The organism is Curtobacterium sp. MCSS17_006 (assembly GCF_003234215.1).
Taxonomy (GTDB): domain Bacteria; phylum Actinomycetota; class Actinomycetes; order Actinomycetales; family Microbacteriaceae; genus Curtobacterium; species Curtobacterium flaccumfaciens.
Genome location: NZ_QKSO01000010.1, coordinates 96,164 through 113,915, shown reverse-complemented (window position 1 = coordinate 113,915; position 17,752 = coordinate 96,164). Strand labels below are relative to the sequence as shown.

General features: G+C 68.2%; 26 protein-coding genes. 25 read left to right on the top strand and 1 reads right to left on the bottom strand.

Annotated features, from left to right (window positions below):
- Positions 1 to 4: 4 nt before the first annotated feature.
- The 12 genes from rplN (at position 5) to map (ending at position 7,185) form a co-directional block, all read left to right on the top strand.
- Positions 5 to 373: a 50S ribosomal protein L14 gene (gene rplN / locus DEJ21_RS11305; RefSeq protein ID WP_017885523.1), complete on the top strand. Its 369-nt coding sequence runs from the start codon at positions 5 to 7 to the stop codon at positions 371 to 373.
- A 3-nt stretch (positions 374 to 376) separates the two neighbouring features.
- Positions 377 to 736 (top strand): 50S ribosomal protein L24, encoded by a 360-nt coding sequence (rplX, locus tag DEJ21_RS11300; RefSeq protein ID WP_017885522.1) that lies wholly within the window; start codon positions 377 to 379, stop codon positions 734 to 736.
- Positions 736 to 1,326 (top strand): 50S ribosomal protein L5, encoded by a 591-nt coding sequence (rplE, locus tag DEJ21_RS11295; protein ID WP_042537502.1) that lies wholly within the window; start codon positions 736 to 738, stop codon positions 1,324 to 1,326. Before rplX ends, rplE begins: the two co-directional genes overlap by 1 nt.
- 153 nt (positions 1,327 to 1,479) lie before the next feature.
- Positions 1,480 to 1,878 carry a 30S ribosomal protein S8 gene (rpsH, locus tag DEJ21_RS11290; protein ID WP_017885519.1) on the top strand — a complete coding sequence of 133 codons (399 nt, stop codon included), beginning with the start codon at positions 1,480 to 1,482 and terminating at the stop codon, positions 1,876 to 1,878.
- Between the two features lie 6 nt (positions 1,879 to 1,884).
- Entirely contained in the window at positions 1,885 to 2,421 is a 537-nt protein-coding gene (gene rplF / locus DEJ21_RS11285; RefSeq protein ID WP_017885518.1) for a 50S ribosomal protein L6, read from the top strand.
- A gap of 2 nt (positions 2,422 to 2,423) precedes the next feature.
- Positions 2,424 to 2,798 (top strand): 50S ribosomal protein L18, encoded by a 375-nt coding sequence (gene rplR / locus DEJ21_RS11280; RefSeq protein WP_027466725.1) that lies wholly within the window; start codon positions 2,424 to 2,426, stop codon positions 2,796 to 2,798.
- Positions 2,795 to 3,643, top strand: a complete 849-nt coding sequence (gene rpsE / locus DEJ21_RS11275; RefSeq protein ID WP_071406161.1) for a 30S ribosomal protein S5 — start codon at positions 2,795 to 2,797, stop codon at positions 3,641 to 3,643. The genes rplR and rpsE overlap by 4 nt, the downstream gene beginning before the upstream one ends.
- Positions 3,643 to 3,828, top strand: coding sequence for a 50S ribosomal protein L30 (rpmD, locus tag DEJ21_RS11270; protein WP_017885515.1), 186 nt, complete (start codon positions 3,643 to 3,645; stop codon positions 3,826 to 3,828). Before rpsE ends, rpmD begins: the two co-directional genes overlap by 1 nt.
- The gene (rplO, locus tag DEJ21_RS11265; protein ID WP_027466723.1) at positions 3,825 to 4,289 is read left to right on the top strand and encodes a 50S ribosomal protein L15; all 465 of its coding nucleotides are present in this window, start codon (positions 3,825 to 3,827) and stop codon (positions 4,287 to 4,289) included. The genes rpmD and rplO overlap by 4 nt, the downstream gene beginning before the upstream one ends.
- Before the next feature lie 147 nt (positions 4,290 to 4,436).
- Positions 4,437 to 5,759, top strand: coding sequence for a preprotein translocase subunit SecY (gene secY, locus DEJ21_RS11260; protein WP_027466722.1), 1,323 nt, complete (start codon positions 4,437 to 4,439; stop codon positions 5,757 to 5,759).
- Positions 5,756 to 6,346 carry an adenylate kinase gene (locus DEJ21_RS11255; RefSeq protein ID WP_111224640.1) on the top strand — a complete coding sequence of 197 codons (591 nt, stop codon included), beginning with the start codon at positions 5,756 to 5,758 and terminating at the stop codon, positions 6,344 to 6,346. Before secY ends, DEJ21_RS11255 begins: the two co-directional genes overlap by 4 nt.
- A gap of 5 nt (positions 6,347 to 6,351) precedes the next feature.
- Positions 6,352 to 7,185: a type I methionyl aminopeptidase gene (gene map, locus DEJ21_RS11250; RefSeq protein WP_375342398.1), complete on the top strand. Its 834-nt coding sequence runs from the start codon at positions 6,352 to 6,354 to the stop codon at positions 7,183 to 7,185.
- A 144-nt stretch (positions 7,186 to 7,329) separates the two neighbouring features.
- Here map and DEJ21_RS11245 read toward each other — a convergent pair whose 3' ends face one another.
- A complete protein-coding gene (locus DEJ21_RS11245; RefSeq protein WP_111224639.1) occupies positions 7,330 to 8,625 on the bottom strand; it encodes an LCP family protein in 1,296 nt (431 codons plus the stop codon).
- 294 nt (positions 8,626 to 8,919) lie between these two features.
- Between DEJ21_RS11245 and infA the strand changes: the two genes are divergently transcribed.
- The 13 genes from infA to DEJ21_RS11180 all read left to right on the top strand — a co-directional run bounded on the left by infA (position 8,920) and on the right by DEJ21_RS11180 (position 17,682).
- Positions 8,920 to 9,141, top strand: a complete 222-nt coding sequence (gene infA / locus DEJ21_RS11240; protein WP_017885509.1) for a translation initiation factor IF-1 — start codon at positions 8,920 to 8,922, stop codon at positions 9,139 to 9,141.
- Between the two features lie 70 nt (positions 9,142 to 9,211).
- Positions 9,212 to 9,328: a 50S ribosomal protein L36 gene (gene rpmJ / locus DEJ21_RS11235; protein WP_022903266.1), complete on the top strand. Its 117-nt coding sequence runs from the start codon at positions 9,212 to 9,214 to the stop codon at positions 9,326 to 9,328.
- 183 nt (positions 9,329 to 9,511) lie between these two features.
- The gene (gene rpsM / locus DEJ21_RS11230; RefSeq protein ID WP_017885508.1) at positions 9,512 to 9,886 is read left to right on the top strand and encodes a 30S ribosomal protein S13; all 375 of its coding nucleotides are present in this window, start codon (positions 9,512 to 9,514) and stop codon (positions 9,884 to 9,886) included.
- Between the two features lie 9 nt (positions 9,887 to 9,895).
- Positions 9,896 to 10,294, top strand: coding sequence for a 30S ribosomal protein S11 (gene rpsK, locus DEJ21_RS11225; protein ID WP_017885507.1), 399 nt, complete (start codon positions 9,896 to 9,898; stop codon positions 10,292 to 10,294).
- Positions 10,295 to 10,499: 205 nt separating this feature from the next.
- The gene (locus DEJ21_RS11220) at positions 10,500 to 11,495 is read left to right on the top strand and encodes a DNA-directed RNA polymerase subunit alpha (protein ID WP_017885506.1); all 996 of its coding nucleotides are present in this window, start codon (positions 10,500 to 10,502) and stop codon (positions 11,493 to 11,495) included.
- A 63-nt stretch (positions 11,496 to 11,558) separates the two neighbouring features.
- Positions 11,559 to 12,137: a 50S ribosomal protein L17 gene (gene rplQ / locus DEJ21_RS11215; protein WP_071245471.1), complete on the top strand. Its 579-nt coding sequence runs from the start codon at positions 11,559 to 11,561 to the stop codon at positions 12,135 to 12,137.
- 140 nt (positions 12,138 to 12,277) lie between these two features.
- The gene (locus DEJ21_RS11210; protein WP_111224638.1) at positions 12,278 to 13,396 is read left to right on the top strand and encodes an aromatic acid exporter family protein; all 1,119 of its coding nucleotides are present in this window, start codon (positions 12,278 to 12,280) and stop codon (positions 13,394 to 13,396) included.
- A gap of 76 nt (positions 13,397 to 13,472) precedes the next feature.
- On the top strand, positions 13,473 to 14,381 hold the full coding sequence (gene truA, locus DEJ21_RS11205) for a tRNA pseudouridine(38-40) synthase TruA (RefSeq protein WP_111224637.1): 909 nt from the start codon (positions 13,473 to 13,475) through the stop codon (positions 14,379 to 14,381).
- Complete coding sequence (locus tag DEJ21_RS11200) at positions 14,378 to 15,121, top strand: MBL fold metallo-hydrolase (RefSeq protein WP_111224636.1); 744 nt, start codon at positions 14,378 to 14,380, stop codon at positions 15,119 to 15,121. Before truA ends, DEJ21_RS11200 begins: the two co-directional genes overlap by 4 nt.
- 289 nt (positions 15,122 to 15,410) lie before the next feature.
- Positions 15,411 to 15,806, top strand: a complete 396-nt coding sequence (locus DEJ21_RS18000; protein WP_146247755.1) for a hypothetical protein — start codon at positions 15,411 to 15,413, stop codon at positions 15,804 to 15,806.
- 70 nt (positions 15,807 to 15,876) lie between these two features.
- On the top strand, positions 15,877 to 16,725 hold the full coding sequence (locus DEJ21_RS11190; protein WP_181435854.1) for an ATP-binding cassette domain-containing protein: 849 nt from the start codon (positions 15,877 to 15,879) through the stop codon (positions 16,723 to 16,725).
- Entirely contained in the window at positions 16,722 to 17,432 is a 711-nt protein-coding gene (locus DEJ21_RS11185) for a hypothetical protein (RefSeq protein WP_111224633.1), read from the top strand. The genes DEJ21_RS11190 and DEJ21_RS11185 overlap by 4 nt, the downstream gene beginning before the upstream one ends.
- Before the next feature lies 1 nt (position 17,433).
- Positions 17,434 to 17,682, top strand: a complete 249-nt coding sequence (locus tag DEJ21_RS11180) for a hypothetical protein (protein ID WP_111224632.1) — start codon at positions 17,434 to 17,436, stop codon at positions 17,680 to 17,682.
- Positions 17,683 to 17,752: the final 70 nt, after the last annotated feature.

Sequence of the window (17,752 nt, the reverse complement as noted above, 5' to 3'; positions counted from 1 at the left end):
AGCAGTGATTCAGCAGGAATCCCGCCTGAAGGTCGCCGACAACACGGGTGCCAAGGAGATCTTGACCATCCGCGTGCTCGGTGGCTCGGGTCGTCGCTACGCCGGCCTCGGTGACGTCATCGTCGCCACGGTGAAGGACGCCATCCCCGGCGGCAACGTGAAGAAGGGTGACGTCGTCAAGGCAGTCATCGTTCGCACCAAGAAGGAGACCCGTCGTCAGGACGGCTCCTACATCAAGTTCGACGAGAACGCGGCAGTGATCCTCAAGGCCGACGGCGACCCGCGCGGTACGCGCATCTTCGGTCCGGTCGGTCGCGAGCTCCGTGACAAGAAGTTCATGAAGATCATCTCGCTCGCGCCGGAGGTGCTGTAAGCCATGGCGAACATCAAGAAGGGTGACCTCGTCCAGGTCATCACGGGCGCGACGCAGGAGCGTGGCGGCGACCGTGGCAAGCAGGGCAAGGTCATCGAGGTCCTCAAGGACAAGAACCGCGTCGTCGTCGAGGGCGTGAACTTCGTCACGAAGCACGTCCGCGTCGGTCAGACGCAGCGTGGTTCGAAGACCGGTGGCATCGAGCAGCACGAAGCCTCGATCCACGTCTCGAACGTCGCACTCGTCGACCCGAAGACGAAGAAGCCGACGCGTGTCGGCTTCCGCACCGAAGAGGTGGAGAAGGACGGCGTCAAGAAGACCGTCCGTGTCCGCTACGCGAAGAAGTCTGGTGAGAAGCTCTGATGACTGACACGACTGCTGCGCCCGCTGGCAAGATCCAGCCGCGCCTCAAGCAGAAGTACCTGGCCGAGATCAAGACGGCCCTCACCGAGCAGTTCGGTTACGCGAACGTCAACCAGGTCCCCGGCCTGGTCAAGGTCGTCGTGAACACCGGTGTCGGCGAGGCCGCTCGTGACTCCAAGATCATCGAGGGGGCCATCAAGGACCTCACGGCGATCACGGGTCAGAAGCCCCAGGTCAACATCGCCCGCAAGTCCATCGCACAGTTCAAGCTGCGCGAGGGTCAGGCCATCGGCGCGCACGTCACCCTCCGTGGTGACCGCGCGTGGGAGTTCCTGGACCGCCTGGTGACGCTCGCACTGCCCCGCATCCGCGACTTCCGCGGTCTCAGCGACAAGCAGTTCGACGGCAACGGCAACTACACGTTCGGTCTCACGGAGCAGTCCGTGTTCCACGAGATCGACCAGGACCGCATCGACCGTGTCCGCGGCTTCGACATCACTGTCGTGACCACCGCGAAGACGGACGACGAGGGACGCGCGCTGCTCCGCCAGCTCGGCTTCCCGTTCCGCTCCAACGAGCAGACGGTCTAAACTACTTCGGGCGGTGCGGGCCGGAGGATTCACGTCCTCCGGCCCGCACGCACGAACACACCGATCTCGGGGAACCGCCCCGGGATCACTCGATCGCTCAGGTCGGCATTCGTGGAACGGGTGTCGAAACCAGGCGAGAAATGGACGAACATCATGACGATGACCGATCCGGTCGCAGACATGCTGACCAGATTGCGGAACGCGAACTCCGCGCACCACGACGCAGTCGCGCTCCCGAGCTCCAAGCTCAAGAAGAATATCGCCGACATCCTCAAGCGTGAGGGCTACATCAGCGAGTGGAAGGTGGAGGACGCCCGAGTCGGGCAGACCCTCACCATCGACCTGAAGTACGGCCCCGAGCGCGAGCGTTCGATCGCCGGCATCAAGCGCGTCTCGAAGCCGGGCCTCCGGGTCTACGCGAAGTCGACGGAGATCCCCCAGGTCCTCGGTGGCCTCGGCGTGGCGATCCTCTCGACCTCCTCCGGCCTCCTGACCGACCGCGAAGCCGAGCAGAAGGGCGTGGGTGGGGAAGTCCTCGCCTACGTGTGGTGATCGACAATGTCACGAATCGGACGTCTCCCCATCGACATCCCCGCCGGCGTCACCGTCTCCGTTGACGGTCAGAACGTGGCGGTCAAGGGCCCGAAGGGCGAGCTCGCGCTCGTCATCGCGGAGCCCATCCAGGCCAAGGTCGAGGAGAACCAGGTCCTCGTCACCCGTCCGGACGACGAGCGCGAGTCGCGTTCGCTCCACGGACTGACCCGGACCCTCATCGCCAACAACATCATCGGCGTGACCCAGGGCTACACCAAGGGCCTCGAGGTCGTCGGTACGGGTTACCGTGTCGCGGCCAAGGGCTCGAACCTCGAGTTCGCCCTCGGGTACTCCCACTCGATCACGGTCGAGCCGCCGGCGGGCATCAGCTTCGCGGTGGAGGGCAACAACAAGGTCACCGTCGCCGGTATCGACAAGCAGGCTGTCGGCGAGGTCGCCGCGAACATCCGGAAGCTCCGGAAGCCCGAGCCCTACAAGGGCAAGGGTGTCCGTTACGCCGGCGAGAACGTGCGCCGCAAGGCCGGAAAGTCAGGTAAGTGATCATGGGACTCCTCAAGACACGAGGCAAGAGCAAGGCGGCCGCCAAGGCGCGTCGTCACAACCGTCTCCGCAAGAAGATCACCGGCACCGAGGCTCGTCCCCGTCTCGCCGTCACCCGCTCGTCGCGTCACGTGTTCGTGCAGGTCATCGACGACTCGAAGGGTCACACCCTCGCAAGCGCCTCGACGATGGAGGCAGACCTCCGCTCGTTCGACGGCGACAAGACCGCCAAGGCCCGTCGCGTCGGTGAGCTCCTCGCCGAGCGCGCGAAGTCGGCTGGCGTCGAGGCCGTGGTCTTCGACCGCGGTGGCAGCAAGTACGCCGGTCGCGTCGCCGCGATCGCCGATGGTGCCCGTGAAGGAGGGCTGAACCTGTGAGCGACAACGCGAACACCAACGAAGACGCCAAGACCGAGGCCGTCGAGGCCACGGAGACCGAGGCTGTCGAGACCACGGAGACCACCGAGGCGAGCACGGAGGCCACGGCCACCGACGCAACCGCCGAGGCGACCACCGAGGGCGCCAAGACCGGCAAGGAGGCGGAGGCACCTGCCGTCGCCGAGCGTCCGGTCGAGACCGCCGCGGGCTCCGCGTCGAACAACCGCGACTCCGCTGACAACCGTGGCCGTCGTGGTGGCGGTCGTGACCGTCAGCAGGGCCGCGACCGCAACAACCGCGGTGGCGACAGCCAGTTCCTCGAGCGCGTGGTGACCATCAACCGCGTCTCGAAGGTCGTCAAGGGTGGTCGTCGCTTCAGCTTCACGGCGCTCGTCGTCGTCGGTGACGGCAACGGCCTCGTGGGCGTCGGCTACGGCAAGGCCAAGGAGGTCCCCACGGCGATCTCCAAGGGTGTCGAAGAGGCGAAGAAGAACTTCTTCCGCGTCCCCCGCGTCGGCAACACGATCCCGCACCCGGTGCAGGGTGAAGCCGCCGCTGGCGTCGTCCTCCTGCGTCCGGCCGGCCCCGGTACCGGTGTCATCGCCGGTGGTCCGGTCCGCGCCGTGCTCGAGTGCGCCGGCATCCACGACGTCCTGAGCAAGTCGCTCGGCTCGTCGAACACCATCAACATCGTGCACGCGACCGTCGAGGCCCTGAAGCAGCTCGAGGAGCCCCGCGCCGTCGCGAGCCGTCGTGGCCTCGACGTCGAGCGGGTCGTCCCGGCCCGTCTGCTCCAGGCCGAGGCCGCAGCCCTGCGTGCCGCGACCGAGAAGGCAGGTGCGTGATGGCGATGCTGAAGATCACGCAGATCAAGTCCGTTATCAGCGAGAAGCAGTACCAGCGCGACACCCTGCGCAGCCTGGGCCTCAAGCGCATCGGCCGTTCGGTCGAGCGTGAGGACAACTCCCAGAACCGCGGGTACATCGCGACGGTGGCGCACCTCGTGAAGGTCGAGGAGGTCGACGCATGAGCGACGAGAAGAACGAGCGCGTGCAGGTGCTGAAGCTGCACCACCTCCGTCCTGCAGAGGGCGCCAAGAAGGACCGCACCCGTGTTGGTCGCGGTGAGGGCTCGAAGGGCAAGACCGCTGGGCGTGGTACCAAGGGCACGAAGGCCCGTTACCAGGTCCGGGTCGGCTTCGAGGGTGGGCAGATGCCGCTGCACATGCGCACCCCGAAGCTCCGCGGGTTCAAGAACCCGTTCCGGGTCGAGTACCAGGTCGTGAACCTGGACAAGATCTCGGAGCTCTACCCCGATGGTGGCGACGTCACCGTTGCGGGCCTGGTCGCCAAGGGCGCCGTCCGCAAGAACGAGAAGGTCAAGGTTCTCGGTCAGGGTGACATCACCGTGAAGATCACGGTCACGGTCGACAAGGTCTCGGCGTCCGCCGCCGAGAAGATCGTGGCTGCTGGCGGCACCGTCTCCCAGTAACCCCCGTCGGCGGCCCGTGCGTTTGCGCACGGGCCGCCGTTACGGTTTCCTTGACAGTGGCCGGCATCCGTCGGCCAGGTCGGCCCTGCCGACCGAAACCGGTCCGGCCGCGATCGACGGCCCCGGTCCCACAAGTTCGGAGTCATCGTGTTCAGAGCGGTCGCGCGCATCATGCGCACCCCTGATCTTCGCAAGAAGATCGGCTTCACCCTCGCGATCATCGCGCTGTTCCGTCTCGGGTCGTACATCCCGGCACCGTTCGTCGACTACGCCGCCGTGCAGAGCTGTCTCGCCAGCGCGTCGTCCTCCGGCGGTCTCTACGACCTCATCAACCTCTTCTCCGGCGGCGCGCTCCTGAAGCTCTCGGTCTTCGCGCTCGGCATCATGCCGTACATCACGTCGTCGATCATCGTGCAGCTCCTGCGTGTGGTCATCCCGCACTTCGACACCCTCTACAAGGAGGGCCAGTCCGGCCAGGCGAAGCTGACGCAGTACACGCGCTACCTCACGATCGCGCTCGGTGTGCTGCAGTCCACGACCCTGATCACGGTCGCCCGCTCCGGCGCCCTGTTCGGCACCAACGCCTCCGCGTCCTGCACGTCGATCATCTCGAACGACAGTTGGTACGCCATCATGCTGATGGTGGTCACGCTGACCGCCGGTACCGGCCTCATCATGTGGATGGGCGAGCTCGTCACCGAGCGCGGCATCGGCAACGGCATGTCGCTCCTGATCTTCACGTCGATCGCGGCGCAGTTCCCGTCGGCGCTCTGGGCGATCGAGCAGTCGCAGTCGTTCGAGCTCTTCCTGTTCGTGATCCTGGTCGGACTCGTGATCATGATGGCCGTCGTGTTCGTCGAGCAGTCACAGCGGCGGATCCCCGTGCAGTACGCCAAGCGCATGGTCGGGCGGCGGACGTACGGCGGCAACAACACCTACATCCCGATCAAGGTGAACATGGCCGGCGTCGTGCCCGTCATCTTCGCCTCGTCGCTGCTGTACCTGCCGGCCCTGATCGCGCAGTTCAACCAGCCCTCGGACGGCTCCGAGCCGGCCGCGTGGGTGACCTGGATCCAGAACAACCTGACCTCGGGTGACAACTGGTTCTACATGGTCCTGTACTTCCTGCTCATCGTCGGGTTCACGTACTTCTACGTGGCGATCACCTTCAACCCCGAAGAGGTCGCCGACAACATGAAGAAGTACGGCGGGTTCATCCCCGGCATCCGTGCCGGTCGTCCGACCGCCGAGTACCTCGACTACGTCCTCACCCGGGTGACGCTGCCCGGCTCGCTCTACCTCGGTCTCATCGCGCTCATCCCGCTGGCAGCACTGGCGCTGTTCGGCGCGAACCAGAACTTCCCGTTCGGTGGCGCGAGCATCCTCATCATCGTGGGTGTCGGTCTCGAGACCGTGAAGCAGATCGACTCGCAGCTGCAGCAGCGTCACTACGAAGGGCTTCTCCGTTGAGCGCACGTCTCATCATCGTCGGACCTCCCGGAGCCGGGAAGGGCACCCAGGCCGGCCGCATCGCCGACTCCTTCGGGATCCCCGCGATCTCGACCGGGGACATCTTCCGCAAGAACGTGGCAGAGGGCACGCCCCTCGGTGTGCAGGCGAAGGCGATCATGGACGCCGGCGACTACGTGCCGGACTCCCTGACGAACGAGCTCGTGAAGTCGCGCCTGCAGGAGCCCGATGCCGAGCACGGCTTCCTGCTGGACGGCTACCCGCGCACGGTCGGTCAGGTCGAGTACCTCGACGCGCTGCTCGCTGAGCAGGGCACCGGGATCGACGCCGTCGTGCAGCTCGTCGCCGACCAGGACGAGCTCGTCGGTCGCCTGCTCAAGCGGGCCGAGGACCAGGGCCGCAGCGACGACAACGAGGACACGATCCGTCGTCGCCAGCAGGTCTACGCCGAGCAGACGGCGCCCATCGTGGCGGCGTACGGCGAGCGTGGCCTCGTCGTCGACGTCGACGGCCTCGGTGCCATCGACGAGGTCGGCGACCGCATCCAGACGGCACTGGCGGGCCGCGGGCTCTCCGCGACCGTCTGACCAGCGTGGTGCGGTTCAAGAAGCCCTCGATCTACAAGACCCCGGACGAGCTCCGGGCGATGGTCCGGCCGGGTCTGCTGACCGCCGAGGCGCTCGACGCCGTCCGTGCAGCGATCCGCCCGGGGATCACCACCGGTGAACTCGATGCCATCGCCGAGCGCACCATCCGTGACGGCGGTGGAGTCCCGAACTTCCAGCTCGTGCCCGGCTACCGCCACACGCTGTGCGTGTCGGTGAACGACGAGATCGTGCACGGGATCCCCGGTGCGCGCGTGCTCGCGCCCGGCGACATCGTGTCGGTGGACGCGGGCGCCGAGGTCGACGGCTGGAACGGCGACAGCGCGTTCACGACCGTCGTGCCCGGCGGCGAGGCTGCGGTCACCGCAGCCCGTCAGACGCTCTGCGACACGACCGAGCGGTCGCTCTGGCACGGCATCGCCGCGCTCGCCCACGCGAAGAACCTGCACGAGGTCGGCTCCGCCGTGGAGGACGCGATCGACGAGACCGGCGCGTGGGGCATCGTCGAGGACTACACCGGCCACGGCATCGGCCGGTCGATGCACGAGGAACCGCCGGTCTTCAACTACCGCGTCCGCGGTGCCGGACCTGCCGTCAAGCCGGGGCTGGTGGTCGCCATCGAGCCCATGGTCACGGCCGGCGCGATCGACAGCTCGACGGACGACGACGAGTGGACGGTCCGGACGCTCGACGGCTCGGACGCCGCGCACTGGGAGCACAGCGTCGCGGTGCACGCGGCCGGCATCTGGGTGCTCACGGCCGCCGACGGCGGCGCTCGGGGCCTGGCCCCGCTGGGTGTGACGCCCGTCCCGATCCCGTAGGACGGGCCTCCAGTCCGCACGCGGTGCCCACGCTGGGTGTCTCCGCACGATGCGACGGCCGGGAGGCCCGGCTGGCGTCCGCCGCGTCGACGTCGTCGCGTGGACCCACCCGACCACTGGCGGGCGCACGCGCCGGGCGTCGCGTCAGTTGCCGACGGAGCAGGTCTCCTCGGAGGCGCTCTGCCCGGTGATCGACGAGGGGAGCGGCGTCGCCGACGCGGTCGGCGTCCGCGTGGCGGTCGCGCTCGGCGTCGCCGACGGTGTGCCGGCGGACGACGAGGTCCCGGACGAACCCGAGGTGCCGGACGACCCCGAGGAGCCGGACGACCCGGTGCCGCTCGAGGTCCCGCCGCTCGACGGCGACTCCTCGGACGCGCGACCGGTGCTCGAGTCACTCAGCGACGACCGGACGTCGTTCTGCAGCGCCACGTTCAGGGTGTGGGCCGTCTCCTGGTCGACGATCACGCGGGCGTTGTCGGCGGGGTCGTCGGCCACCGGGTACTGCACGAAGAGCATGTTGGCCGTGCTCATCCCGCGCAGGGCTGCCGCGAGCTTGACGAGGGTGCCGGTCTGGGCCAGGCCGTCGGACAGCGTCATGTTGGACAGGGCCGCGCCGGCCAGCTTGTAGAGCGTGATCGGGTTCGAGAGCGTGCCGTCCGAGGTGACCTTGCGGAGGAGCGCCGACAGGAACACCTGCTGCGAGCTGATGCGGGCGAGGTCGCTGCCGTCGCCGACCCCGTGGCGGGTGCGCAGGAAGGCCAGGGCGTCCGAACCCTCGAGGGAGTGCGAGCCCGTCGTGAGGTGCAGGCCGGTGAACGTGTCGTCGATCGGCTCGGCGACGCAGACGTCCACACCGCCGAGGGCGTTCGACATCTCGATCACGCCGTCGAACGTGATGAGCCCGGCGTAGGGGATGCTCAGGCCGGTGAGGTTCTCGACCGTGTCGACGACGCAGGAGACACCGCCGTTGCCGAGCGCGGTGTTGAACATCGCCGAGGTGGACGCCGGGTACGTCGTACCGGTCGCGGGGTTCGTGCAGGCCGGGATGGGGACCATCAGGTCACGGGGGAAGCTGACCGCGGTGAGCTGCTGGTGGTCCGCCGAGATGTGGATGAGCATCGTGACGTCGTTGCGGGCGCCCTCGACGTCCTCGTCGGAGTCGAACTGGCCGACCCGGGTGTCGCTGCCGATGAGCAGGATGTTCGCCCCGCCCTTGATCGCCGAGATGTCCGCGGTCTTGGCGGTGCTCTGGTCGTCGGTGCTCAGCGCGACGGTCTGCGGCGCGGTGGCGAGCTGCGCCCCGGCGATCGCGGCGACGCTGGTGCCGCTGACGAGCAGGACGGCGACGGTGGCCGCGACGACGGTGACGAGCGTGCCCCAACCCCGGCGACGGGCCTGCTTGCCGTGGCTGGCGAAGGGGCGTCGGGTGGCGTCGGGCACGTGTTCTCCGTTCGGTGGTCCGGCGCGAGCTGCTGGTGCGACGGACGGGGCTGCGGAGCAAAACTACGGTTCGCGCGCAAGTGCGCGCCCGGAGCGCGCCGTCAAACCACTGTGGAACGCTCAGGCACGGCTCCGGAAGCCCCAGACGTGGGGTGTTCCGCGTCCCCACTTGGCAATTGCGGGTTTACCACATAAGATCGATCTTTGGTGTGTCATGCCCTCTCGGGTGTGGCGACCGACCCGCAGACCGGTTCGGGGATCACACCTGTTCCACAACCAAGCGACAGTGAGGCTATGGCCAAGAAAGACGGCGTCATCGAGATCGAAGGCTCGGTGCTCGAAGCTCTGCCCAACGCGATGTTCCGCGTTGAGCTGACGAACGGACACAAGGTCCTCGCGCACATCTCCGGGAAGATGCGCCAGCACTACATCCGCATCCTCCCCGAGGACCGCGTGATCGTGGAGCTGAGCCCGTACGACCTGACCCGCGGCCGGATCGTCTACCGCTACAAGTGATCCGCGAGCTGGAAAGGAACGGCACGGCAATCCTGCCGAGCACGAAGCCAGCGAGCACGAGGAAAGAACCATGAAGGTCAACCCCAGCGTCAAGCCCATCTGCGAACACTGCCGTGTGATTCGCCGCAAGGGCCGCGTCATGGTGATCTGCAAGAGCAACCCGCGTCACAAGCAGCGCCAGGGCTAGTCCCGGGCGCGTGACCGGCACCGGTGTCCCTCGGACACCAGGCTGCTCGAGCACGACCCACAACTGAAGATCGACAACGCAGTACCAGAACCCGGTCGCATGACGGCCGGGGGACACCTCGGGGCGGAGGCCCGAGCACCGGTACTGCGCCACACCTCCATCGACAACAGGAGCAGCCATCACATGGCACGTCTAGCAGGCGTCGACATCCCGCGCGAGAAGCGCGTGGAGATCGCACTCACGTACATCTACGGCGTCGGCCGTACCCGCGCCGTCCAGGCACTGACGGAGACCGGTATCTCCGGTGACATCCGCGTCAAGGACCTGACCGACGACCAGCTCGTCGCCCTCCGTGACTTCATCGAGGGCAACTTCAAGGTCGAGGGTGACCTCCGCCGTGAGGTCGCCGCCGACATCCGCCGCAAGGTCGAGATCGGCAGCTACGAGGGTCTCCGCCACCGTCGTGGTCTCCCGGTGCGCGGTCAGCGCACCAAGACCAACGCTCGTACCCGCAAGGGACCGAAGCGCACCGTGGCAGGCAAGAAGAAGGCTCGATAGGAGACCCCGATGGCTACCCCCAAGACTGCCGCGCGCAAGCCGCGCCGCAAGGAGAAGAAGAACGTCGCTGTGGGCCAGGCCCACATCAAGAGCACGTTCAACAACACGATCGTCAGCATCACCGACCCGTCGGGTGCCGTCCTCAGCTGGGCGTCCTCGGGTGCCGTGGGCTTCAAGGGTTCGCGCAAGTCGACGCCGTTCGCGGCGCAGCTCGCCGCCGAGTCCGCTGCGCGTCAGGCGCAGGAGCACGGCGTCAAGAAGGTCGACGTCTTCGTGAAGGGCCCGGGTTCGGGTCGCGAGACCGCGATCCGCTCCCTCCAGGCCGCTGGCCTCGAGGTCGGCTCGATCAACGACGTCACGCCGCAGGCGCACAACGGGTGCCGCCCGCCCAAGCGCCGTCGCGTCTGACGCGAGGAGCAACCGGCCGCGCCCTGCTCGTCCCCTGACCGGATCCGTTCCGGCGAGGGCGGGCAGGGCCCGCGGCCATTCCTGGTCGTTCGATCGCGCACGTGTGTGCGCGTGATCACAACTCAACAGACCCGTCGGGGCCCATGCGGCCCCGTCGTACCGCCAAGTGTCATATAGCGGACACTTCGCCGAAAGGAATCCCACAGTGCTCATTGCACAGCGCCCCACCCTGACCGAGGAGCCGATCTCCGAGCACCGCTCGCGCTTCGTCATCGAGCCGCTCGAGCCGGGCTTCGGTTACACCCTCGGCAACTCGCTGCGCCGCACGCTCCTCTCCTCGATCCCCGGCGCGGCTGTCACCAGCATCCGCATCGACGGCGTCCTCCACGAGTTCAGCACCGTTCCCGGTGTCAAGGAAGACGTCACCGAGATCATCCTCAACATCAAGAGCCTGGTCGTCTCCAGCGAGCACGACGAGCCCATCACGGCGTACCTGCGCAAGCAGGGTGCCGGTCAGGTCACCGCAGCGGACATCTCCGCTCCGGCCGGCGTCGAGATCCACAACCCGGAACTCGTCATCGCGACCCTGAACGACACCGCGCGCTTCGAGCTCGAGCTCACGATCGAGCGTGGCCGTGGCTACGTCTCGGCGACGCAGAACCGTTCCGAGTTCAGCGAAGCCGGTCAGATCCCGATCGACTCGATCTACTCGCCGGTCCTCAAGGTCACCTACCGCGTCGAGGCGACGCGTGCCGGTGAGCGCACGGACTTCGACCGTCTGGTCGTCGACGTCGAGGCGAAGCCGGCCATCACGCCGCGCGACGCCATCGCGTCGGCTGGTCGCACGCTGGTCGAGCTGTTCGGGCTCGCTCGCGAGCTCAACACGGCGGCCGAGGGCATCGAGATCGGCCCCGCGCCGGTCGACGCCGTGCTCTCGAACGAACTGCAGACCCCGATCGAGGACCTCGACCTGTCGGTCCGCAGCTACAACTGCCTGAAGCGGGAGGGCATCAACACGGTGTCCGAGCTCGTCGCTCTGTCGGAGACGCAGCTCATGAACATCCGCAACTTCGGTCAGAAGTCGGTGGACGAGGTCAAGGACAAGCTCACCGAGCTCGGCCTGTCCCTCAAGGACACCGTCCCCGGATTCGACGGCGCCCACTTCTACAGCGGGTACGACGAGGACGAGTCCAACAACTGACCTCGCGCTCACGCGCAAGCGCGCTGACACCGCGCGCACCACTTTCACCACTGGAGAACTGACATGCCGAAGCCCACCAAGGGCCCCCGCCTCGGTGGCGGTCCCGCCCACGAGCGCCTGCTCCTGAGCAACCTCGCCAACGCCCTCTTCACGCACGGTCGCATCACGACCACCGAGACGAAGGCCAAGCGCCTCCGTCCGGTCGCCGAGCGTCTCATCACGTTCGCGAAGCGCGGCGACCTGCACGCGCGTCGTCGTGTGATCAGCATCCTGCGCGACAAGTCCGTCGTGCACACGCTGTTCACCGAGATCGCCCCCCAGGTCGAGGACCGCCAGGGCGGTTACACCCGCATCACGAAGCTCGGCTTCCGCAAGGGCGACAACGCCCCGCTGGCGTCGATCGAGCTCGTCCTCGAGCCCGTCTCGAGCACGCCCGCTCCGGTCAAGCGCAACTCGGCTCCGGCCGCTGCTGCCGCCCCGGTCGACGAGCCCGCCGCTGACGAGACCACCGAGGAGGCCCCGGTCGAGGAGACCGAGACCACCGAGGAGTCCGCACCGGTCGAGACCGAGTCCGAGACCGAGGCTGCTGCCGAGGTCGAGGCCGACGCCGCCGAGAAGTCGGACGACGCCGACACCAAGTAGTCCGGTGCCCTCCGGGGCGCTGCACCACCACGAGGAAGCCCCCGCGACCCAGGTCGCGGGGGCTTCCTGGCGTTCGAGGCTGGTCGCGGGTACGGACTGCTCGGCGTAACGTCACCGGCCGGGTGCGAGGGAAGGAAGTCATGGCGTTCCAGCACGTTGCGGGTCTGGGGACGAGGGTCTGGCGGTGGAGCCGGACCTCGGGCACGCAGCCGCGCCTGCTGCACGCCGGCAAGGCCGCTGCCGCCGCCGTGATCGCCTGGTTCGTGGCGCGGCACATCCCGGGAGTCGCGGCCGAGTACCCGTACTACGCACCACTCGGCGCTGTCGTCGCGATGCAGACCACGGTGTTCGCCGGCATCCGGAGCGGTGTGCAGACCCTGGTCGGGATCGCCCTCGGCATCCTCATCGCCGCGTTCACGATGTGGGTCGGCGACCCCGGCTTCCTCGCGATCGCGCTCGCGGTCGGCGTCGGGGTGCTGGTCGGCGGGTTCCGCGTGCTCGGGGAGGGCAGCTCGTGGGTGTCCACCGCGGCGCTCTTCGTGCTGCTCGTCGGTGGCGCCAACGCCGAGGGCTACTCGCTCGGCTACCTCGTGCAGATGGCCGTGGGGGTCGTCATCGGACTGTTGGTCAACTTCCTGGTGTTCCCGCCGCTGCACTTCTGGGACGCCGAACACCGCATCGACGCGGTGAACGGCGTGCTCGCGGACCACCTCGACGGGTTGGCCGCCGTGCTCGAGGAGGGCAAGCGCGACGAGAAGGCGTGGGACCACCAGCAGGACCGCCTGGACCGCGCGATCGCGGACGTGCGGTCACGGGTGGCGATCGCACACGAGAGCCGCCGGCTCAACCCCCGTGGTGCACTGCGCGGGTCGCGAGCGCGGCTCCAGAAGGACGGCGGACGCTTCCGGGCCCTGGAGCGGGTCGCCTGGTACACGACAGACCTCACCGAACTCGTGGCACGCTCCGGCCCGGTGTCCGAGGGCGTCGGGCGTCCGGACCCGTCGTTCGCCACCCCCATCGCCGAGGCCCTGCGGAAGATCGCCAGCACGATCCGCGGCGACTCCCCGGAGGACCAGGCCGAAGAGGCCATCGCACGACTCGAGACCGCGCTCGACGCCTCGCGTGAGAACCCCTCCCACGTCGCGGTCACCTCGGCCGCGCTCGTCGCCCTGCGCGGGATCGTCGAGTCCGAGCGACGCGCCACCGACGACCTCGACACCCGGACCGGTCCGTCGGCGTTCGGCCGTCCGCGCGGCTGAGCGGGTACGGGCGGCCGCCGTCCGGCAGACGGATCGCGGGCCGGGAGGCACGGATCACCCCCGCTACGGTGGTCACGTGGACGAGACGGTCGGCTTCCAGGACCCCGACAGCCCGGGCGACGTGCGGCTCCGGCTGGACATCGCGTACGACGGGGCGGCGTTCTCCGGGTGGGCCCGGCAGCCCGGGCTCCGGACCGTCCAGGGCGCCCTCGAGGCCGCACTCGCCACCGTGTTCACCCGCTGGGGCGAACCACCGTTGCTCACCGTCGCCGGACGCACCGACGCCGGGGTGCACGCCACCGGGCAGGTCGCGCACCTGGACCTGTCGGCAGAACAGTGGGCAGCGCTCACCGCCAAGCGCGGGACGGGCCGATCACCGCTCGACGGGCTGCTCAAGCGGGTCAACGGCATCGCGGCACCCGAGGGGGAGGTCGTCGTCACCGGTGCCTCGGTGGCACCCGCGGGGTTCGACGCCCGGTTCTCCCCGCTCTGGCGCCGGTACGAGTACCGGATCGCGGACGCCGACGCCCCGCGCGATCCACGTCGTCGTGGGCACACGGTCTGGCACGCGGCGAGGCTCGACCCGGCAGCGATGGAGCGCGGTGCGCTGACGCTGCTCGGGCTGCACGACTTCGCGACGTTCTGCAAGCCGCGCGAGGGGGCGACGACCATCCGGACGTTGCAGCAGTTCCGCTGGGACCGCGAGCCGGACGGCGTGCTGGTGGCGCGCCTCCAGGCCGACGCCTTCTGCCACTCCATGGTGCGGGCCATGGTCGGCGCGACCATCGCCGTGGGCGAGGGCCGCTTCGGCCCGGACCGCCTCGAGGAACTGCGCATCGCCGAGGAACGCACGAGCGCCTTCAAGACGGCGCCGGCGAAGGGACTGACGCTGACCGAGGTGGGCTACCCGGCTGACGCGGAGCTCGCGGACCGGGCGGAGCAGACCCGGGCCCGACGGTCGGCGGACGGTACCGTCGAGGGATGAGCCCGCGCGAACCCCGTTCCGTCGTGTCCGTCGCCCCCGGAGTCGTCTTCGTCGAGGGCCCCGTGTCCAACTGGGTGGTGCTGGCCGAGGAGGACGGCGTCGCGCTGATCGACGCCGGCTACCCGGCCGACACCGACCTCGTGCTCGACACCGTGCGCGCCGCCGGACACGATCCCGCCGACCTCCGTCGCGTCTACGTGACGCACGGACACGTCGACCACGTCGGCGGCATCCCCGGGATCCTCGAGCGGTACCCCGACGTCGAGGTGCTCGCGCACGCCGACGAGCTCGCCAACGTGCGTGGGCCAGAGCGGCAGCAGGTCACCCCCGCGGAGATCGGCGGACGGCTCGCCAGCCCGCGCGTGCTCGCCTGGCTGGCCCGTGCGCTCCGCTCCGACGCCCTGCGGCCGACCACCGTGCCGTCGGCCCGCGCCTTCACGGGCGCGGACTTCGCCGGACGGGCGATCACGCCGTTCCCAGCGGTCGGGCACACGGACGGCTCGACCGCCTACCTGCTCCCCGCCGCGGACGCGATCGTCACGGGTGACGCGGTCGTGAGCCGGCACGACACCCAGCCCGGGTCGTGGGCCCCGCGGCCCCGGATGATCACGCCGTTCTTCACCGCCGACCAGGACCGCGCGCTCGAGTCCGCGCGGGCGCTGCCGTTCCCGGCGCTCGTGCTCCCCGGGCACGGACCGGCCGTCCGGCGCGTCGGTGGGACATGGTTGCCCATCGGCTGATGTTGCCGGACGTGATCGTCCGCCCTGGCCCCCTGGCCCCCTGGCCCCCTGGCCCCCTGGCCCCCTGGCCCCTGGCCGACGTGGACCAGCCGGCGGGCGCGGAGCTTGCGGAGCGGGCGGAACTCGTGCGAGCGCTGCAAGCCTGACGACTGTCCGACACTTCGTTGTCGTGTTGTTATATATCTCAGACCGAAACGCTGGAATATGAGCGTTTGGTCTGGCACGATCGGTGCACGGCGAAGAAGCCGCAACGATTGGGGTAAGGATGAATCGAATTCGTACGGTCGGGGTGATCGGGGCGATCGTCACCGGCGCCATGCTGAGCACGGTGGGCGCAACAGCTGCGGCGGCAGCGCCTGCGTCGACGATCTCCGTATCGGCCAATGCCGGAGAGCGCGGCGTTTCAGGAGTAGTCCCGATGAGATCGAGCCCCGTGCCGAGCTCACCTGTTCCTCAGGGGGAGAACTCGACCAACAGGGTGCCGATCGGATCGATCGTCAACTGGATCAAGAAAAACGCCTCGTCGATCATGACCGGGATGAAGAACGCGGTCCGAGGGGGAATCAACAACTTCAAGAGGTGGTGGAACGGACTGGCGGGGTGGATCCGCGCTGGCATCACCGCAGTCGGGAACATGAGCGTAACCGAACTGTTCAGCGCGCTCTGGAACTACTTCTTCGGTTGATCGATGACGGCTGCGGGGAGTGGTGCAACGCTCCCCGCAGCCGTAGCGCGAGAGGAGCACAATGCTCGAAATGGTCGACGTTCGCTTGCGCGGGCATGGCCGTCCACGCCTGGACGGAGTGAACCTCCGGCTCGCTCCAGGCGTCGTGTACGGCCTGATCGGTCCGAACGGGGCGGGGAAGTCCTCGCTGATGTCAGTCCTTGCGCGTTTGGTCCCGGCCTCGTCGGGAGAGCTGTCGTCGCCTCCGACCCTCGTCGGGGCCGTTCTGTCGGAAAACGGACTTCACCCGGGTCGGACTGTCCGCGAGACGATTCGCCTCCGCGGCTCCTACGCGCGGTTGGGACGGGAAGTCGCGGACGATGCGCTCCGCCGAGCCGGCCTGGAGTCCGTTGCGCGCCGGAAGGTCGGTGCGCTGTCTCTCGGGATGCGCATGCGCCTGGCGATCGCCGCGGCGACCATCGGCGAGCCCGGTCTTCTGATCCTCGACGAACCGATGAACGGTCTCGACCCGGACGGTATCTCGTGGGTCAGGTCGGTCATCGCGGACATGCGGAGCCGGGGCGTGATCGTCGTGGTGTCGAGTCATCTCTTAAGCGAACTGGCACAATTCATCGACGTCGCGGTGATCATCAGCGCCGGAACGATCACCCGCATCGAGTCGATGCGCCGCGTCACACAACCCGGCTGTCTCATCCGGGTGAATGATCCGGCTGCTTTGGTAGACATCTTCGGGCTGAAGGGGTGCTGCAGCACGATCCGCGGTGAATGGGTGAGCGTCGACCTGCCTGCGCCGGAAGCTGTTCGTGAAGCGGTCACCAACTCACTCGACGTCTTCGGCGTCGAGGAACGTGGGACCGACCTCGAGGACCTCTACGCGACCACAACAACGGGTGAGTACTTGGCAGGGGGCGCGCGATGATCTCCTTCGTCCAGAGCTCGCTCCTGGAGCTCCGCAAGCGCACCGACACGCAGGGCTCCATCACTGCATACGCGCTGTTGAGTGCCTTGGTCATCGCGTGCGGTGTGCTCAGTGTCTGGGTGGTGAAGTCCGCTCCCTCCTTCGGAGCCGGCGAAGTGCTCGTGATCGTCGGTCTCCCGGCCGCGCTCGCCTCGGCGATCGTCGGCGTCGTGTTCGGCGTGGGTGACGGACGGGTGGGCGGGGAACGCGACGGGATACTCACTTGCCTCTCCCGCGACACCCTCTATCTCGCGCGTGGATGTGCCTGTGTCGCGATGGTGGCTGGTCTGGTCATTGCGAGCACAGCTGTGGCACTTCTCTCCGTCGTGGTGGCCAGCGCGCTCGGCGGCGAGTTGTCGTCGGTGTCCTTCGTGACGCAACTCGGAGAGGTCGCATCGCTCGCTCTCGCGGCGGCAGCCCTGGGCTTTGGCATCGGTGCGTCGCTCAGAGGTCTCGCGGTTGCACTGGCGAGTGTCCTCTTGATCATCCTCGTCGTGGACACGACACTGGCGCTCGCCGGCCCCTGGACGGACTTCATCCGGTTCAGCACCGTTCAAGCCGGAGTGACCGGGGATGCTCCTTTCCTGCCTTCCTTGACGTCTGGGCTCCTGTGGATCGGTGTGCCTCTGGTCGGAGGCTGGCTCCGCACGCGTTCAGCGGAGGTGTGACGTGGTAGGCACAAGAACGCTCCGTCGAAGTCGATCGGTCGGCACCGCGAGCCTCATCCTCATTGCGACCCTCGGCCTGTTCGTCGTCGGGGTCGACGGCCAGGTGCCGCTGATCCGACTCGTCGCTGCCGGAATCGCGGTGCTCGCTGGTGCGGCCTCGCTCTGGCTCACGCGCAAGCGGAGCGGCCTGTCCAGTTGGTACGCGATCACCATCGCTGTCGTGCTCCTCCGGCTGGCGAGCGGAGCATGAACCGGGGGCCCAGCCCGTCCCTGATGTTGCCGAGCGCAATCATTCACCTCGGCGCAACCTGAACGTCCCC

Excerpts from the sequence above, each read along its gene's own strand:
- rplR (WP_027466725.1), top strand. The coding sequence starts at position 2,424 with ATGGGACTCCTCAAGACACGAGGCAAGAGCAAGGCGGCCGCCAAGGCG.
- rpsH (WP_017885519.1), top strand. The coding sequence starts at position 1,480 with ATGACGATGACCGATCCGGTCGCAGACATGCTGACCAGATTGCGGAAC.
- rplO (WP_027466723.1), top strand. The coding sequence starts at position 3,825 with ATGAGCGACGAGAAGAACGAGCGCGTGCAGGTGCTGAAGCTGCACCAC.
- DEJ21_RS11210 (WP_111224638.1), top strand. The coding sequence starts at position 12,278 with ATGGCGTTCCAGCACGTTGCGGGTCTGGGGACGAGGGTCTGGCGGTGG.
- rpmJ (WP_022903266.1), top strand. The coding sequence starts at position 9,212 with ATGAAGGTCAACCCCAGCGTCAAGCCCATCTGCGAACACTGCCGTGTG.
- DEJ21_RS11185 (WP_111224633.1), top strand. The coding sequence starts at position 16,722 with ATGATCTCCTTCGTCCAGAGCTCGCTCCTGGAGCTCCGCAAGCGCACC.
- rpsM (WP_017885508.1), top strand. The coding sequence starts at position 9,512 with ATGGCACGTCTAGCAGGCGTCGACATCCCGCGCGAGAAGCGCGTGGAG.
- rpmD (WP_017885515.1), top strand. The coding sequence starts at position 3,643 with ATGGCGATGCTGAAGATCACGCAGATCAAGTCCGTTATCAGCGAGAAG.
- infA (WP_017885509.1), top strand. The coding sequence starts at position 8,920 with ATGGCCAAGAAAGACGGCGTCATCGAGATCGAAGGCTCGGTGCTCGAA.
- DEJ21_RS11190 (WP_181435854.1), top strand. The coding sequence starts at position 15,877 with ATGGTCGACGTTCGCTTGCGCGGGCATGGCCGTCCACGCCTGGACGGA.
- DEJ21_RS11200 (WP_111224636.1), top strand. The coding sequence starts at position 14,378 with ATGAGCCCGCGCGAACCCCGTTCCGTCGTGTCCGTCGCCCCCGGAGTC.
- rpsK (WP_017885507.1), top strand. The coding sequence starts at position 9,896 with ATGGCTACCCCCAAGACTGCCGCGCGCAAGCCGCGCCGCAAGGAGAAG.
- rplQ (WP_071245471.1), top strand. The coding sequence starts at position 11,559 with ATGCCGAAGCCCACCAAGGGCCCCCGCCTCGGTGGCGGTCCCGCCCAC.
- rplF (WP_017885518.1), top strand. The coding sequence starts at position 1,885 with ATGTCACGAATCGGACGTCTCCCCATCGACATCCCCGCCGGCGTCACC.
- rplE (WP_042537502.1), top strand. The coding sequence starts at position 736 with ATGACTGACACGACTGCTGCGCCCGCTGGCAAGATCCAGCCGCGCCTC.
- rplX (WP_017885522.1), top strand. The coding sequence starts at position 377 with ATGGCGAACATCAAGAAGGGTGACCTCGTCCAGGTCATCACGGGCGCG.